Consider the following 14,882-nt stretch of genomic DNA (forward strand, 5'->3'; position numbering starts at 1 on the left):
ATGTCCTCGGGCGTCTGCTCCGACGCATTCATGCTGGCCATTACGTCGCAGAAGTGCGCCGAAACGGTTCCCTCCGCCGTCGGGGTAGGCAGATCCTTGGACTCGGTCGGTGCCGGTGCCGTCTGGGGGAGGCCGCGAGGCGCTTTGCTGTCCAAAACACCAGAAGTGGGCGACGCCACAGCCACCACAATCAACAACACAGTAAGAGCCAAGCCCGCCAGCGTACCCAGATAGCCGAGGATCAGCCCCGCCAATGCGAGCCCCCTGCCCCTTTCGCCGGTCTTCTTGATCTCCGACAGGGCCATGTGGCCCATGACGACCGCCGGCACCGACAGGAAGAACGCGCTGATGAACGAGATGAGCGAGAACAGGTTGTACTTCGGCTCGGGCTGGTACTGGTTCGGGTACGAGCCCGGATGCGGGTTTTCCGCCGATGGTGAGGGATTGGGCGTGAAGGTCGTGGAGGTGTAATCGCTCATGAAGGCATTGCTCTTTCGTCTGATTTTGCGTGACTGATCTGTTTCATCCTATGACACCTTTTTCTTTTCAAAAGCACGATTTTATGAAAACCGAATGAATATATATAATAAGAGGCGAGTAGTTGTGACCGGATTTTTGGTCACCTATGTCGCGATGACGGCGAAGTGACATCAATACTTCCTTCATAAAATCTTCGAGCGTTTTCACTGCAATTCATGCTGCTTCGAATGTTCGAAGGGCTACAACGGCAGCCCAATACTTGGACGAATCTGGTGATGAATCAGCCATTCAACCATTGCCTAGCAGAATGAGCCGTGGCCATAGGTGGGCGATGTGGGGCGTCTCTCCACAACCAGAGGTGCGTCTCACATATGGCCAGCGCTTGGTGACCAGCAGGATCCACATAAGTTCAGGCCATCAGGTCATATGTTGGAAAACGACGTCTTCCATATACTGATAGTATTCAGCGGCGGAGCCGGCGGCATAAACAGTGATTGCAGCGTCTTTTCCTGACAGTATTTAGGCTTGGTCAAATGATGCTCTCCAAACATTCGAGCAGCTCGATGGACTGGCGAAGGTGAACCATCTTTCCGAAGCGCCACATTCGACGTTGAAAACCCGAAGCCGCTACTGCTGCGCCGCATGGCGGCGCCGCCACCGAAGCCCGTGGCTGAGATAATGGCATTATCAGGAGCAGGTATGTCTCTCAGGGATTGAGGCAGCCGCCTAGACTTGACGAAAGCAATCACCATGATGGACCCTGCGCGGGCACCGAATCACGGACACCCGATTGCACCGAACCGGCATCAGCTTCAGGGTGCCGCTGACACGCTGCGGATGCTTGGAGAACCCACGCGGCTTCACCTGCTTTTGGTCCTGACCGCCGGACCTGCGTGTGTCGCGGAGTTGGTTGCGGCGACCGGATCCGCCCGAACCATCGTGAGTCAGCACTTGGCAAAGCTACGCCTCAGCGGCCTTGTCAATGCCAATAAGAACGGGCGCAAAGTCATTTATTCCATTAGCGATAACCACCTGAACCGGTTGATTCAGGAAGCGGTCAACTACGCTGGCCACCCCCCGCCCGAGCAGCCCGAGCACGACTGATGGCAGGCACCGACTCGCACAGACCGCTCTGAGCTGGCCAGAGTTCTGTAGGGACTGCTTTCCGAGGAGGATGACAATATGCCCAAGCAGTACCTCTGAAGTGCAGCGTGCCGAATCGGCGGAGACCACCCACAGACAGACGCACCACTTCGGGCATCTCTAATGAGCCAATGTTTTCCCGTTGACACCGGGTAATTACGGGGTGGAAAATTCTGGACATACGATAGGTGCGCAGTTGCAGGGATGTTTGTTTGAAGCGGCGCAAACCTTCGTCCGGGTCTTCCCTGGTGGCGCTGAGGCAACCACCGCATCGGCGCATCTCGCGATTTGACGCGGGCGACGCCGAAGGAGGCGTTCTATGGACGCGAAGGATGGATCTCGGGGCGCGGTTACCTTCCTCAACACGCATGAGGCGGAGACCCTCGATGCGCTGGCAGGACTGGTAATACCGGGATCGGAGGAAGATCCAGGGGCTCGGGAAGCGGGAGCGGTTATCTATATTGACCGGGCTCTGGCGGGACCTTACGGGAATCTGCAGCGGTTGTACCGTGCGGGCCTCGCTGCCCTTGATGAAAGTTGTGTCCAGCGCCAGGGGCGGACGTTTGTCGAGCTTGACGAGGGCGAGCAGAACTCCGTCCTGGAACAGCTTGCAGGGAGTGAGCTGGATAGGGCAGTGGGCGCCGAACGCGCGGAATCCGACGGGGCGGAGAGGCCCGACTTTGGATTGCTGCCGTATTTTTTCGCGGTGGTGAGGCAGCACGTCGTTGAGGGGACATTCGGAGATCCCGTATACGGGGGCAACAGGAACGCCGTCGGATGGCGTTTGCTGGGGTTTCCTGGCGCCCATTGGGGCTACGGCGAAGACGAGATGGAATACGGATTTGACGCATCGGAACTGCCTGTCGTAACCCTTCAGGACCTGCGGCATGAGCGAGAACAGCGTAAAGGAGAGCCGGATCATGGCTGAGCATGCGGACATGGTGATCGTCGGCCTTGGCGCAGCCGGTGGGGTTATGGCAAAAGAGATGGCGCAGGCCGGCATGAGTGTTGTTGCCCTTGATAAGGGACCGCGCTACGTGAATGAAGATGTTGAGGTCAAGCACGACGAGCTCCGGTACTTTGTCCGGCAGGAAATTTCCCCCAATATGGGCAGCGATCCCGTCACGTGGCGGCCGACCAGGGAGGGTGCCGCGAGCGTTTTGCCATGGTCGGTCGGACCACTAGCGCTCGGCCCTTTGTTTGTGCCTCCCTCCATCGGGGTGGGCGGAGGAACGATCCACTGGGCCGCGTGGGCGTGGCGGTTCCGCGATGCGGAGCTGCACCTACGGACTACGCTGAGCGAGCGTTTAGGCGCAGAAGCTGTCGCGGACACCGCCATTGTTGACTGGCCGATGGGGTACGACGAGCTTGAACCGTATTACGAGCGCGCCGAGTACGAGATCGGAGTCGCGGGCAAGGCAGGTAACCTCAACGGGGAAATTCAGGAGGGTGGCAACCCGTTCGAACCACCGCGGAAGCGTGAGTATCCCATGCCGCCGCTGCGCATGACGGCGGGTGACAGGCCATTCTCGGAGGCAGCGAAACGGCTTGGCCTGCACCCATTCCCTGCTCCGGCGGCAGTGAACTCGGTGGAGTATCAGGGAAGAAGCGCTTGCGTGTACTGCGGATTCTGCCGGGACTACCCCTGCCACGTTGGCGCCAAGTCCAGCAGTGCGGTCGCTCTCCTTCCGCAGGCTCTCGAAACAGGCAATCTCGAGATCCGCCCGTATTCGCGGGTATTTGAGGTAAAGCGGGATGCGACCGGGCGGGCCTCCGGTGTCCGATATATCGATCTTGTGCGGGAAGAGGAACACGAAATCGACGCCGACTACGTCGTGCTCTCTGCATACGCATTGGAGAACGCTCGGCTGCTGTTGGCTTCGGGCATCGACGGAAATGGCGTCGTCGGCAAGTACTTCATGACTCATAATTACGGCTGGTTTACCGGCACGCTTCCGGACTGGACCAACCCGTTTGCAGGTCCGGCGGTTGCGACCAGCGTGATCGATGACTACACCTCAGAGCTCGTCTCCGGTGACGGTGCGGTCTGGGGCAGCCCGATCATCGGCTTTGGCGGGGATGTGCAGCCAGTGGAAGCCACCCGCAATATGCCGGACTCGGCACCGAAATTTGGGCAGGGGTTCAAGGACTGGATGCGGGATAATTACCGGCGTACTTTCAGCATGTACCACCAGACCGCGACGTTCCCCCGTGAAGAGTTCTTCTGCGACCTGGATCCGAAGGTGAAGGATGCGTTCGGTCAGCCGACGCTGCGGATCACCCATGACTGGACGTCGCGCGACGAACAGGACGTGCATTTCATGCAAGGCAAGAAGCGTGAAATCGCACGTGAAATGGGAATGCTTGAGTGGTGGGAGGCACCGACCGCGCCGCCTTACCATGTGTCCACCCATGAAGTAGGCACCCACCGGATGGGCGACGATCCGGGCAGCTCAGTTGTGGACCGTTTCGGGCAATGCCACACCGTGCCCAACCTCTTCGTTCTCGGTGGCGGGCAGTTCCCCACCTATGGCGCCTATAACCCCACGTTGACGATTTACGCGCTGGCATACATGGCTGCTGATCATCTTCGGGCGGAGACCGGCGTGAAGGCGGGCGCCGAAGTTCCTCATCGTTGAAAGGTTGGAAAGATGCCGGTCGTACAGGTCCATATGCGGGCGGGCCGGTCCGTGGAGGACAAGCGCAGGCTCATTGAGTCCATAACCGACGCCGTCATAGATGTTCTGGGCTCAAAGAGAGAAAGAGTAGTGGTCCTCTTGGATGAGGTCGATCCGGAGAGCTGGGGCCAGGGTGGCGGGCTTCTTGCTGACGAGTTATCGGAGAAAACATGATGGGTGGCTCCCATGTCCTGTCTGGTGAACGATTTTCCGGCATGGTTGCGTAGCTCGGAACCCGACACAGGGCGGGCGATGAAATGACTGCTTCCTCAGTGGCTTCGCTGCTGGCGACGCTTAATCAGGCCACGTTCTACGACCTTGAACAGCCTCGTTACGCCGGTGCGCCGATCTTTGCAGCGCATCGTCCCGGATTCATTTACACACTCCACCGACGGCATGAAACCGGGCTGGGTGAAGCCAGGACCAGTGCCTCCGGATTGATCATCACCGCAGAGCACGCCGGTACACATATCGATGCACTCTGCCACCAAGCGGTCGACATGCAAATGTTCGGAGGCCAGCGGGCCGACGCCAGGACGCAGACGTCGACCGGTTTCACGGAACTTGGCGTGGAGACAATAGCTCCCATGATCGCGCGCGGCGTGCTGATCGACATCCCCCGGCATCGCGGAGTGGCTCGGCTTCCGGCAGGCACCACCGTTGGAGCGGATGAGCTGGAGGCCGCCGCCTCAGAGCAGCACGTTGGGGTGAGCGCGAGCGACGTCGTCCTCGTCCGCACAGGCAGCGGGTCTCTTTGGAACGAACCGGATACATATCTCCAAAGCGCCGGCCTTTCCGCTGAAGCGTCCGAGTGGCTCGCGGATCATCGGGTGCAGGCCGTGGGAGCTGACAACGTTGCATGGGATGCCGTGCAACCGGACCCTCAGCGCGGGAGCCTGCCCGGGCACGTCGTCCTCATTGTCCATAACGGGATTTACATCATCGAGAACCTGCAGCTCGAGGAGCTCGCTGCCTCCGGCAATCAGGAATTCATCTTCATGTGCCTTCCGCTCAAGATGGTCGGCGTGACAGGATCCCCGGTCCGCCCGTTGGCTTTGGTTCCGGCATGAACTGCAAACCCAGACGGCGCAGCCTTGCGGCCCGCTACTTGCCGCAGACCGAAGCTACCTGTGCACCTCGGCCGCCTTGGCGGCCTCCTGGGACGAAAGGTCCAAGGCAATGACAAAGGTGTCAATACCACTACGGTGACAGCCTGATCGGAGAGGAGAAGGCAAAATGGCAGACAAGGACCAGCCGGCCACCGGGCCGGCGCAGGAACCCCTCAAGAACCGAGGCCGCGTTCCGGCAACCGCCGTAGGGGCGCTCATTTTCCTGTGGCTGGTGTACGCGATGAACGCCAATACCCGGCAAATCTTCTATTACGTCCTGCCCCCAATGGTGGAAGAGTTCGACCTGACACCCGAGGAGGCCGGCATCGTCAGTACGATCGTGACGGTGGCCGTGGCATTGGTGGCAATCCCTGCCGGTGCCTGGTTTGACCGGGGCGGGCATGGCTGGGCACGCAAGTATCGCAACGCGATCGTCGCGGCCGGATACTTCGTGTTCTCCATCCTCACCGGCATCGTCGCCCTGTCTAAGACTATCTGGCACGTTGTCGTGATCCAGTCGATCAAAAACGCCTTCGGCGGTGCTGGCGAAGCGGTCGAGGTCACGTCGATGGTCGAGTGGTTTCCCGTGGAAAAACGGGGTTTGGCGCTCGGGATACAGCATGCGGCGTACCCTTGGGGCACCGGTTTGGGCGCCATCGCCACCGGAGCGATTCTGGCCACCTTCGGGCCGGAGAACTGGCGGTATGTCTTCCTCATTATTCCGCTGGCGATGATCCCCATCTGGATCGGCTGGTGGTGGTATAGCTCTCCGAAGCGCTACCAAAAGTTCGAAGACGACACCCAGGCCGCGGGGCTGACAAAGCCTTTGGCCGGTGGTGCCGGCGCCGAGCAGCGGCACGCCGAAACCGGTGCGCTGCGCCGAAGCCTGGCGAATCCAAACATCTTGGTTCCAGCGCTGGCATCGATGTTCGGGATCATGATCTATACCGGGATCAGCTTCTGGCTGCCGCAGTACATCGCTTTCGTGGGCGGTTTCAGTTTCGCGGAAGCCGCCGCCTACAGTGCCGTGTTCACGATCACCGGCGGTATCGGGCAAATCTTCTGGGGTGTTGTCTCCGATTACATCGGCCGAAAGCTGAGCCTCATCATTGCATTTGTGTGGCTGGCGATCGGCCTATATCTTCTGCGGTTTTCGGCAGTGAGCGTGACCGTCTTGATTGTGGTGCAGCTCATCGCAGGTCTTGCGACGAATGCTATCTTCCCCGTCCTTTACGCCTTCGGCTCGGACTCGGCAGAGCCTGGTGCCATGGGGACCGCGAACTCGATTCTCCTGTTCTTCCTTTACATTGGAGGCGTTTCCCCCCTCGTGCTCGGATGGCTGATTGGACTCGGAGGCGGGTTCCAGAGTGAAACCGGATACTTCTACGGCCTCTACTTCCTGGTGGCCGTGGCTGTCATCTCGGCAATCATTATTGCGCTGTTCACCCGCGAGACGGTGGGGCGGTTTAAGAACCGTGACCGCGCCCTGGTCTCACGTGAGCGGACCAATGTCCGCTCGGGACTGCCCCAGGAGTAAGACGTCATCCGTTCGTCCCCGGGCTGCGGCCCATGGCAGTGATCTCATTCGATGACAAGGAGAAACCGATGGGAATGAGTTACGAGCAAGCACGGCAGGCGCTGGACGCGGCGCTTGAGAAGGCCACGGAGATCGGGTCCCCCTCCAGCGTGGCTATCGTCGACTCCGGGCGTGAATTGGTCGCGTTCGCGCGGCAGGACGGAGCGCTCCTGGCTAGCACCGAGATTTCGACAGGGAAGGCCTACACAGCGTGTTCGATGAAGATGGCAACGAAGGACATCGGACCCTTGACGCAGCCAGGTCAACCCCTTTACGGGCTAGAGCACACACACCAGCGCCCACTCGTTACCTTCGGCGGGGGACGGCCCTTGGAGATCGCGGGGGAAGTCGTAGGTGGCGTCGGAGTTGCCGGAGGAACCGTTGACCAGGACGACGAGGTTGCAGCCGCCGCACTCGCGGCCCTCAACTCGTAGGAGGAATACATGCAGCTCCAGGGGAAAAAGGCGATCATCACAGGGGCGGCAACGGGCATCGGGGCCGTCACCGCCAGAGCGTTTGCTCAAGAAGGTGCGGCCGTCGTTGTGGCCGATATCAACGAGGACAACGGCTGGCGTGTGGTCGAGGAAATTCGCGGTCAGGGCGGCACAGCAGAGTTCGTCCCCACTGACGTAACCCGAGAGAGCGACGTAGAGGCGCTGGTCAAGCAAGGCGCAGAAACGCTGGGTGGCCTCGACGTCTTGTTCAACAATGCAGGGGCCCAGCGCTCGGGGGCGATCAGCGAGTTCGAGCAGGATCAGTGGGACCTGCTCATGGCGGTCAACCCCCGTTCCTGCTTCTTCGGAGTTAAGCATGCCGTGCCTGTTCTTCGAGAACAGGGAGGCGGGTCCATCATCAACATGGCATCGCTGGCCGCAGTAAAGGGAGGTGCTGGCCTCACTGCATATGCTGCATCCAAAGGCGCCATAGTGGCTTTCACCAAGGCATTGGCCCCGGAGCTCGCGCCTTACCGGATCAGGGTCAACAGCGTTTGTCCTGGATGGATCGACACTCCATTTAACCGGCCAGCAATCGAGTTCATGGGTGGGGCGGAGGAGCAGGAACGCATCGTCAAACAGGTCGTACCCATGGGCCGCCAGGGAACACCGGAGGAAATCGCGCCCATCGTGGTGTACCTCGCCTCGGACGGCTCCTCCTACATGACCGGCCAAGCACTAGTAGTGGACGGAGGCGTGTACTAACGGATGCCGTCCGGCGCGGGGAAAGCGCCACGCGTGGGGATCCTAGTCATGGACGCTCCTAGAAGAGGTCGTGCACGGCCTCTACAGCCCGCCGACGGCGGGCCGACCGTCGCAGCCGACCCACCGCCGTCGGGCCTTTTATGTGGCTAGCTGCCGTGCGGGACCACTACGGCGCGGCCGGAGATTTCACCGGCCTGCAGCTTGCGGTAGGCGTCCAGTGCCTCGTCCATGCTGAAGCGGTGGACCTCCGGCACAATCTGGCCCGCCTTGTACATGTCCACCACTTCGTGCAGGTCCTCGATGGTGCCCCAGTAGGTGTTGGTCACGACGGACTCGTACGGGTTGGTGAAGAAGCTCCATTCGAGGGTGCCGCCGGCGATCCCCACGACCGTCAGCCGGGACAGCCGGGCCATCGCGGCGGCAGCGGTCTTGACGGTCGGGCCGACGCCCACAAAGTCGAAGGCAGCATCCACGCCGCGGCCGCCGGTGATCTCCCGGATCCGCTCCGCCTGCCCCTCGCCGCCGGGCACGGTCACCGCGCCGGCCTCTTCGGCCTTGCGCATTGCATCTTTCTTCATGTCCGTGGCAATCACCGTGGCGCCGGTCAGCGCCTTCAGGATCTGGACGGCGATCTGTCCCAGGCCGCCGAGCCCGATCACCAGCGCATACTTGCCGCCGCCGGCCAGATGCGGCAGCGCCTGCTTGATCGCGTGGTACGGGGTCAAGGCCGCATCGGCCAGTGGGGCCGCGGCCACCGGGTCGGCGTCGCCCAAGGGAACCAGGTTCCTCGCCGGCACGCTCACATACTCGGCCATCCCGCCGTCGCGCCCCAGACCGACGCCGAGGTACGGCATCTTGGCAGCGTTCTCGCAGTAGGTGTCCTGGCCGCGCGAACAGGCCTTGCAATGCCCGCAGCCGATCGGCCCGTAGACCAGGTAGGCGTCTCCGACGTTGAAACCCTCGACGCCTTCGCCAAGCTCCTCCACCCAGCCGGAATTTTCATGCCCCAGCGTGAAGGGCGGCGGCACTGCACCCGGCCCGCCGGCTTCGAAGTCGTTGTAAATCGCTACATCGGAGTGGCAGGCGCCGGCGCCGGCCACCTTCAGCAGCACCTCACCGGCCCGTGGCTTCGGCCGTTCTACGTCCTTGATCGTGGGGAACGTCTTGAATTCCTCGAACACTACAGCGCGCATGTTCCACTCCTTCGATCGGTTCTGGTGATGCCCCCGTCAGCCACCCTACGCACCGCCGGAATTAGTCAGCAAGCTGTCTTTTGTGTACCGTGGGCGTGAGGCCGTCACGGACCCGCAATGGCGGGGCCGGCCCGATTCCAAAGGAGGCAATGAATGCAGACCGTGGAAGAAACCATTGATGTAGCCGTTCCGGTCCGTACCGCGTACGACCAGTGGACGCAGTTCGAATCCTTTCCCAACTTCATGTCCGGCGTGGAGTCGGTGACCCAGCTGACCGACACCACCAACCACTGGAAGACCAAGATCGGCGGCGTGGAGCGCGAGTTCGATACCGAGATCGTGGAGCAGCAGCCGGACCAGCGCATCGCCTGGCGCAGCGTCGACGGCAAGTCGCACGCCGGCGTCGTCACGTTCAGCCAGCTCGGGGCCGAGAGCACCAAGGTGTCCGTCCGCTTCGAGTGGGACCCGGAAACCTTCACCGAGAAGGCCGGCGCGGCCCTGAACCTCGACGACAAGCAAGTGAAGTCGGACATGAAGAAGTTCAAGGAGTTCCTTGAAACCCGCGGCACCCAAACGGGCGCCTGGCGCGGCGAAGTGAGCGACAGCGGCCCCACGGGCACGCAGCTCTAGACCTCGCCACTCCCCATAACGACGGCGGTGGGCCGGCTCTTGGAGCCGGCCCACCGTTGTTTACCCCTGCCAGGACGCCTTCACACCTGGGGCAGCAGGAGAATCACAGCCCGGACCGGCCCCACGACCACAGCACCGGCTCCGGCTGCTGGCCGTTTTCGTCCGCACCGGACAGCAGGCCCTCCCCCAGCGCCAGCGGCCGGGCAGCGCCCAGGTCGTATCTCAATACTTCGCCCACGAGGAGAACGTGGTCGCCGCCGTCGTACACGTTCCACGGTGCGCACACGATCGTCGCGGCGTTGCCGCTCAGGACGGGCACACCGCCGTCGTTCCGCCATTCGAGGCCGGAAGCCGACCCGAGGGCAATACGGCGCGCACTGTCCGACTGGTCTTGCGAGAGCACGTTGACCGCGAACGTGGAATTGCCCAGCACGCGCCGCGCCGTCGGGCTGCGCCACAGAGTGACTTGGATCAGCGGCGGATCCTGCGACACGGGGCCGGCAGCGCTGGCCCCGACGCCGCAGGGCGCACCGTCTCCGCCGTTCACCGTGACGACTGTAGCCGCGCTGCCCCAGCCGGCGAAGGCTTCCATCAGCCCCTGGGCATCAATGGCGGGCAGGGCAGAGTGCGGCGACATGGGTCCTCCTGGCGTCGGGACGGCCGGCTAGGACGCGGGGTCCAGGACGAAGTCGTAGGTGGTCTGCACACCGGTGCCGGATTCGGCCGGCTGGATGTCAAGCATCAGTTCCGGCTTGACCGCGGTGGCGATGTCGTCCTCGTTGTGCGGGTCGCCCGGGAAGTACAGCTGGGCGGTCAGCAGTTCGTAGCCGGGTGCGGAGACCTTCAGGTGCAGGTGCGCCGGGCGCCAGGCATGCCAGCCGGCGGCGGCGATCAGTTGGCCGCAGGCGCCGTCGGTTGGGATCTGGTACGGCGCCGGCTGCATGGTGTCGATGTGGAAGTTGCCCTGCTCATCGGCGATGAAGGCCCCGCGCAGGTTCCACTCCGGAATGCCCGGGGCGAACTGGGAGTAGTAGCCCTCTTCGTCGGCGTGCCACAGTTCGATCTTGGCGTTCGGCAGCGGGGAGCCGTCCGTGGAGCGGACCTGGCCCTGGAAGAGCAGCGGGGTGCCCTTTTCATCCGGGCGCATGCTGATCTTCGCCGGCGACTTCTGCTCCGGAGCGTCGGGGATGTAGTAGGGCCCCTCGATGGAACCCTTGTTGCCATGGCGGTGGCTGGTGGCTACGTCCTCCACGGAGTGCTCGACCCAGACGTCGAGGAACAGCGGCCATTCGCCGTCCTCGCCCACCTTGATCAGCCACGCCTTGAAGGCGTTGTACTCGTCATAGGTCACGCGCTCTTCGAGCACGATGTTGTTGACGGCATTGACCAGCTTGCTGGCCAGCAGGTTCACCCGCTCCTGGCTGGCGTGGACCGCGCCGGTTTTGCCCGACTGGCGGAAACGGTCGGTGGCGGCGCTTCCAGAGGCTGCGGCGCTGGCGGTGGATTCGATGGACATGGCGCTCCTTCGTGGAGTGGTGGTGGATGAGGGGGTGTCGGCGGGAAAGCCGGCGGTGATATGGGTCTCAATCTAGGCCCGGGGCATCGTCGAGGGAAATACCTCTTGAACCGTCATTGGGACCGGTTTAATATGAATCTTTCGGCGGTCACTTAATCGAGTTGGGGTGCTTGGCCAGCGGTGTGACCTTGATCTTCATGTAGGGGTACATCGGGAAACCGCTGAGGATTTCGTGCAGCTCGTCGTTCGAGGCGACGTCGAACAGTGAGTAGTTGGCGTACTCCCCGACGACGCGCCAGATGCCGGCAAACCGGCCGTCCCGCTGCAGGGCTTGCGAGTACTCTTTCTCCAGTCCCTGAAGCCGGGTGATCTCCTCCGCGGACAGGTGTGCGGGGAACTGGACTTCCATTCGGGCGAGGAACAGCATGTGTGAATTCTCCTGGGTGTTTGGTGAGGGGGTCAGGACAGGCGGTACTTGGCGAGTTTGCCCTCGTCGATGGCAGCGCCGACGCCGGGCACGTCGCGGACGGAAATGGTTCCGTTTTCAATCCGGATGGGCTCGGCCAGCAGGTCGTCGGCCATGTCCAGGAAGTTGGACAGCTCGCCGGCGCGCCGGCTGGTGGCCTCGTGGGCGGCACCGAAAGTGACCGTGGCCAAGGAGCCGATCTGGGTGTCGATCTGGTTGCCCATGGTGACGTCCACGCCCAGCCCGGTGCACAGGCCCAGGATCTGCTGTGCCTCGGTGAACCCACTGCGGGCGGTCTTGATGCAGATTGCGTTACAGCCCCCGGAAAGCAGCTCGCGGGAGACGTCCCCGGCGGTGGGGACGGATTCATCTCCCACCACCGGGATGGGTGATTTTTCCACCAGCCGGCGCCGGCTCATGGCTTCCTTCGCGTCGCACGGCTCCTCCAACAGGCTCAGGCCGAGGCCTTCGGTGCGGCGCAGGACTTCGAGGGCTTCATTCGCGGTCCAGCCGCGGTTGGCATCCAGATAGATGTCGACGTCCTCGCCCAGCCCTTCCCGGAGCACATGGCACGCCTCAATGTCCAGGCCCAGCGGCCGGCGTCCTACCTTCAGCTTGAACGTGGTGATCCCGTACTCCTCGCCGAACCGCAGCGCCTCGTCCAGCAGCTCCTGCGCCGGACGGAAGCCCAGCATGTGACTGACGCGCATGTGGTCCGTGTAGCCGCCGAGCAGCTTGTGCACCGGGGTCTCCATGGCCTTGCCCATCAGGTCCCAGAGGGCGATGTCCAGCGCCCCCTTGGCCACTTGGTTGTGGATGGTGCGGTTCAGCACTGCATGGATCTTGCCGCGGTCCAGCACGTCCAAGCCGGTCACCTGCGGTGCGAAGACCTGTTCCACGATGGCCACGATCGAGGCCTGGGTCTCGCCGTAGGTGTACGGGCGGGGCGGCGCATCCGCGACTCCCACCAGCCCGGTGTCCGTGTGGACGCGCAGGAGCACGTGGTCCGCGGTCGTCACCTCGCCGCTGGCGAACTTCAGCGGGTGCGTGTAGGGAATGGCGTAGGGAATGGCTTCAATCCGCTCAATCTTCACGTGCGGTTCCTTCCGGGACGGTGGATGTTTCGAACAGGTCTACAAAGTTCTTGATCAGCGGGGAATCGCTTCCGCGCCGCCATGCCAGCGCCAAATCCACCGCCGGGGCGTCGCGCAGCGGGCGCAGCACCGTGCCCTGCAGGGCAAACACCCGGCGCGTCATCGGCACGAGCGCCAACCCCATACCCGAGGCGACGAAGGCCAGCAGGGTGGATGTCTCGCTGGCTTCCTGCACAATCCGGGGGCGGAAACCGACCCGTCGGCAGGCATCCATGAAGATTCCGCACACCGCCGAGCTCCGCGGATAGGAAACGAACTTCTCCCCGGCCAGATCTGCCAGCTCCAGCGAACCATGTGACGCCAAGGAATGGTCTTCCGGAAGCGCAACGACGAGTTCGTCCTGCTCCAAGAACCTCAGCTCGAGCTCTCCGGACCGCACCGGCGGACGCAGCACGGCGACGTCGATGCGGTTCTCCTCCAGCGCCTCTTCCAAGGCAGGAGTGAGCATTTCACCCAGCACATGGAGCTTCAGTCCCGGCAGCCGCCTTCCGGCCGTCTCGACAATGCGCGGCATCAACCGGTACGTGGCCGAACCAACCACGCCGACCCGGAGCACGCCGCTGGCCCCCTGGCCCACCAGCTTCACGTCCTGCCCCAACTGGTCGATCTCGGCCAACAACCCTCGGGCCCGGACCAGCAGCAGCTCCCCCGCCGGCGTCAACTCCACCTTGCGGGTGGTGCGGACCAGCAACTGGGTGCCCAACTGCTCCTCGAGCTGTTTGATCTGGTGCGAGAGCGGCGGCTGGGCCATGTGCAGGCGAAGCGCGGCACGGCCGAAATGGCGTTCCTCGGCCACGGCCACGAAGTATCGCAGCTGGCGGGTTTCCATGCCGGGCCTCCTGTCCGTTCCGGGCGCAGCCTCGTCGCTGGCTTCTGACCTACTTTAAGCCCGCGAATTAGGCACGTAAAATACTCAGTTTCCCGCCGCTGATACATACTGCATATCAATCCCACCCCTGACGTAGTGCCGCCCGTCATACCCCTTCGTGGCCGCGGCAACACAAGGCTGCTAGCGGACTATGACTCCGGAAGTATCAATGCGGCCCAAATAAGTACTTCTGTTCGCCAAGTCACGTGACTACGGTTGTGTGGTCCCCGTCGCACAACCAAGGACGATCCATGTCACAGGAAACCCAGAACCGCCCCGAGGCGGCCGAAGCGCGCCCCGGCGGCGACGCTGAACAGACCACAGCCCCCGAGACCCGCACCGGCAGGAAGCTCGTAGCGCTGCTCGCCGGACCGCTGGCCGGGCTGGCCCTTTTCTTAATCCTGCCCGAGTCGCTGGCGTTCGAAGGCCGCGCCGTCGCGGGCTGTGCGCTCTGGATGGCGATCTGGTGGATGACCGAAGCCGCCCCCATCCCGGTGACTTCGCTGCTGCCACTGGTCCTCTTCCCGCTGTTCGGGATGGACAGCATGGCCAATGTCGCCGCGCCCTACGCCAACCCGGTGGTCTTCCTGGTGATGGGCGGAGTGATCCTGGGCCTGGCCACGGAGAAGAGCAATTTGCACCGGCGCATTGCGCTCCTGACCATCCGAGCCGTCGGAACCCGCCCCGCGCAGATCGTCCTCGGTCTGATGGTCGCCTCGGCCATGATCTCGGCCTGGGTGTCCAACACCGCGACGGCCGTGATCATGGTGCCGATCGGCGTCTCCATCCTGCAGTTGATCCGCAACATCGACCGTGACGCGGTGGACGCCAAGTTCGCCGCGGCCATGATGCTCGGCATCGCCTACGGCG

The 14,882-nt window shown here is 62.8% G+C and carries 17 protein-coding genes; 10 read left to right on the forward strand and 7 right to left on the reverse strand.

Annotation, left to right across the window (positions count from 1 at the left end; all coding sequences use genetic code 11):
• On the reverse strand, positions 1-479 hold a 479-nt coding region (locus AC5RWT_RS26805; protein ID WP_494082847.1), incomplete at its 3' end, for a DUF4190 domain-containing protein.
• 733 nt (positions 480-1,212) lie between these two features.
• On the opposite strand from AC5RWT_RS26805, the gene AC5RWT_RS26810 reads away from it, so the two are divergent.
• The 8 genes from AC5RWT_RS26810 (at position 1,213) to AC5RWT_RS26845 (ending at position 8,185) form a co-directional block, all read left to right on the forward strand.
• Positions 1,213-1,584 (forward strand): ArsR/SmtB family transcription factor, encoded by a 372-nt coding sequence (locus AC5RWT_RS26810; RefSeq protein ID WP_494082848.1) that lies wholly within the window; start codon positions 1,213-1,215, stop codon positions 1,582-1,584.
• Between the two features lie 358 nt (positions 1,585-1,942).
• The gene (locus AC5RWT_RS26815; protein WP_494042899.1) at positions 1,943-2,551 is read left to right on the forward strand and encodes a gluconate 2-dehydrogenase subunit 3 family protein; all 609 of its coding nucleotides are present in this window, start codon (positions 1,943-1,945) and stop codon (positions 2,549-2,551) included.
• Positions 2,511-4,262, forward strand: coding sequence for a GMC family oxidoreductase (locus tag AC5RWT_RS26820; protein ID WP_494082849.1), 1,752 nt, complete (start codon positions 2,511-2,513; stop codon positions 4,260-4,262). Before AC5RWT_RS26815 ends, AC5RWT_RS26820 begins: the two co-directional genes overlap by 41 nt.
• A 12-nt stretch (positions 4,263-4,274) precedes the next feature.
• A complete protein-coding gene (locus tag AC5RWT_RS26825; protein WP_494042901.1) occupies positions 4,275-4,475 on the forward strand; it encodes a tautomerase family protein in 201 nt (66 codons plus the stop codon).
• An 83-nt stretch (positions 4,476-4,558) separates the two neighbouring features.
• On the forward strand, positions 4,559-5,371 hold the full coding sequence (locus AC5RWT_RS26830; protein ID WP_494082850.1) for a cyclase family protein: 813 nt from the start codon (positions 4,559-4,561) through the stop codon (positions 5,369-5,371).
• Between the two features lie 166 nt (positions 5,372-5,537).
• Entirely contained in the window at positions 5,538-6,947 is a 1,410-nt protein-coding gene (locus AC5RWT_RS26835) for an MFS transporter (RefSeq protein ID WP_494042903.1), read from the forward strand.
• Positions 6,948-6,979: 32 nt separating this feature from the next.
• On the forward strand, positions 6,980-7,420 hold the full coding sequence (locus tag AC5RWT_RS26840) for a GlcG/HbpS family heme-binding protein (RefSeq protein WP_494082851.1): 441 nt from the start codon (positions 6,980-6,982) through the stop codon (positions 7,418-7,420).
• 9 nt (positions 7,421-7,429) lie between these two features.
• Complete coding sequence (locus tag AC5RWT_RS26845; protein ID WP_494082852.1) at positions 7,430-8,185, forward strand: SDR family NAD(P)-dependent oxidoreductase; 756 nt, start codon at positions 7,430-7,432, stop codon at positions 8,183-8,185.
• 146 nt (positions 8,186-8,331) lie between these two features.
• Here AC5RWT_RS26845 and AC5RWT_RS26850 read toward each other — a convergent pair whose 3' ends face one another.
• The gene (locus tag AC5RWT_RS26850) at positions 8,332-9,378 is read right to left on the reverse strand and encodes an NAD(P)-dependent alcohol dehydrogenase (protein WP_494082853.1); all 1,047 of its coding nucleotides are present in this window, start codon (positions 9,376-9,378) and stop codon (positions 8,332-8,334) included.
• A 153-nt stretch (positions 9,379-9,531) separates the two neighbouring features.
• Between AC5RWT_RS26850 and AC5RWT_RS26855 the strand changes: the two genes are divergently transcribed.
• Positions 9,532-10,008 (forward strand): SRPBCC family protein, encoded by a 477-nt coding sequence (locus tag AC5RWT_RS26855; RefSeq protein ID WP_494042907.1) that lies wholly within the window; start codon positions 9,532-9,534, stop codon positions 10,006-10,008.
• Positions 10,009-10,111: 103 nt separating this feature from the next.
• Here the strand turns inward: AC5RWT_RS26855 and AC5RWT_RS26860 are convergent, their stop codons facing one another.
• From AC5RWT_RS26860 to AC5RWT_RS26880, 5 genes are all read right to left on the reverse strand, one after another.
• Positions 10,112-10,645 (reverse strand): flavin reductase family protein, encoded by a 534-nt coding sequence (locus AC5RWT_RS26860; protein ID WP_494082854.1) that lies wholly within the window; start codon positions 10,643-10,645, stop codon positions 10,112-10,114.
• Positions 10,646-10,672: 27 nt separating this feature from the next.
• The gene (gene catA, locus AC5RWT_RS26865; RefSeq protein ID WP_494042909.1) at positions 10,673-11,524 is read right to left on the reverse strand and encodes a catechol 1,2-dioxygenase; all 852 of its coding nucleotides are present in this window, start codon (positions 11,522-11,524) and stop codon (positions 10,673-10,675) included.
• A 148-nt stretch (positions 11,525-11,672) separates the two neighbouring features.
• Positions 11,673-11,951 (reverse strand): muconolactone Delta-isomerase, encoded by a 279-nt coding sequence (gene catC / locus AC5RWT_RS26870; RefSeq protein WP_494082855.1) that lies wholly within the window; start codon positions 11,949-11,951, stop codon positions 11,673-11,675.
• Between the two features lie 32 nt (positions 11,952-11,983).
• On the reverse strand, positions 11,984-13,084 hold the full coding sequence (locus AC5RWT_RS26875; protein WP_494042910.1) for an enolase C-terminal domain-like protein: 1,101 nt from the start codon (positions 13,082-13,084) through the stop codon (positions 11,984-11,986).
• The gene (locus AC5RWT_RS26880) at positions 13,074-13,973 is read right to left on the reverse strand and encodes a LysR substrate-binding domain-containing protein (RefSeq protein WP_494042911.1); all 900 of its coding nucleotides are present in this window, start codon (positions 13,971-13,973) and stop codon (positions 13,074-13,076) included. The genes AC5RWT_RS26875 and AC5RWT_RS26880 overlap by 11 nt, the downstream gene beginning before the upstream one ends.
• A gap of 290 nt (positions 13,974-14,263) precedes the next feature.
• Between AC5RWT_RS26880 and AC5RWT_RS26885 the strand changes: the two genes are divergently transcribed.
• Positions 14,264-14,882 (forward strand): SLC13 family permease (locus AC5RWT_RS26885; protein WP_494082856.1); only part of this gene is annotated, 619 nt, incomplete at its 3' end.

The sequence above is a fragment of the Arthrobacter sp. Dra40 genome (assembly GCF_059091905.1).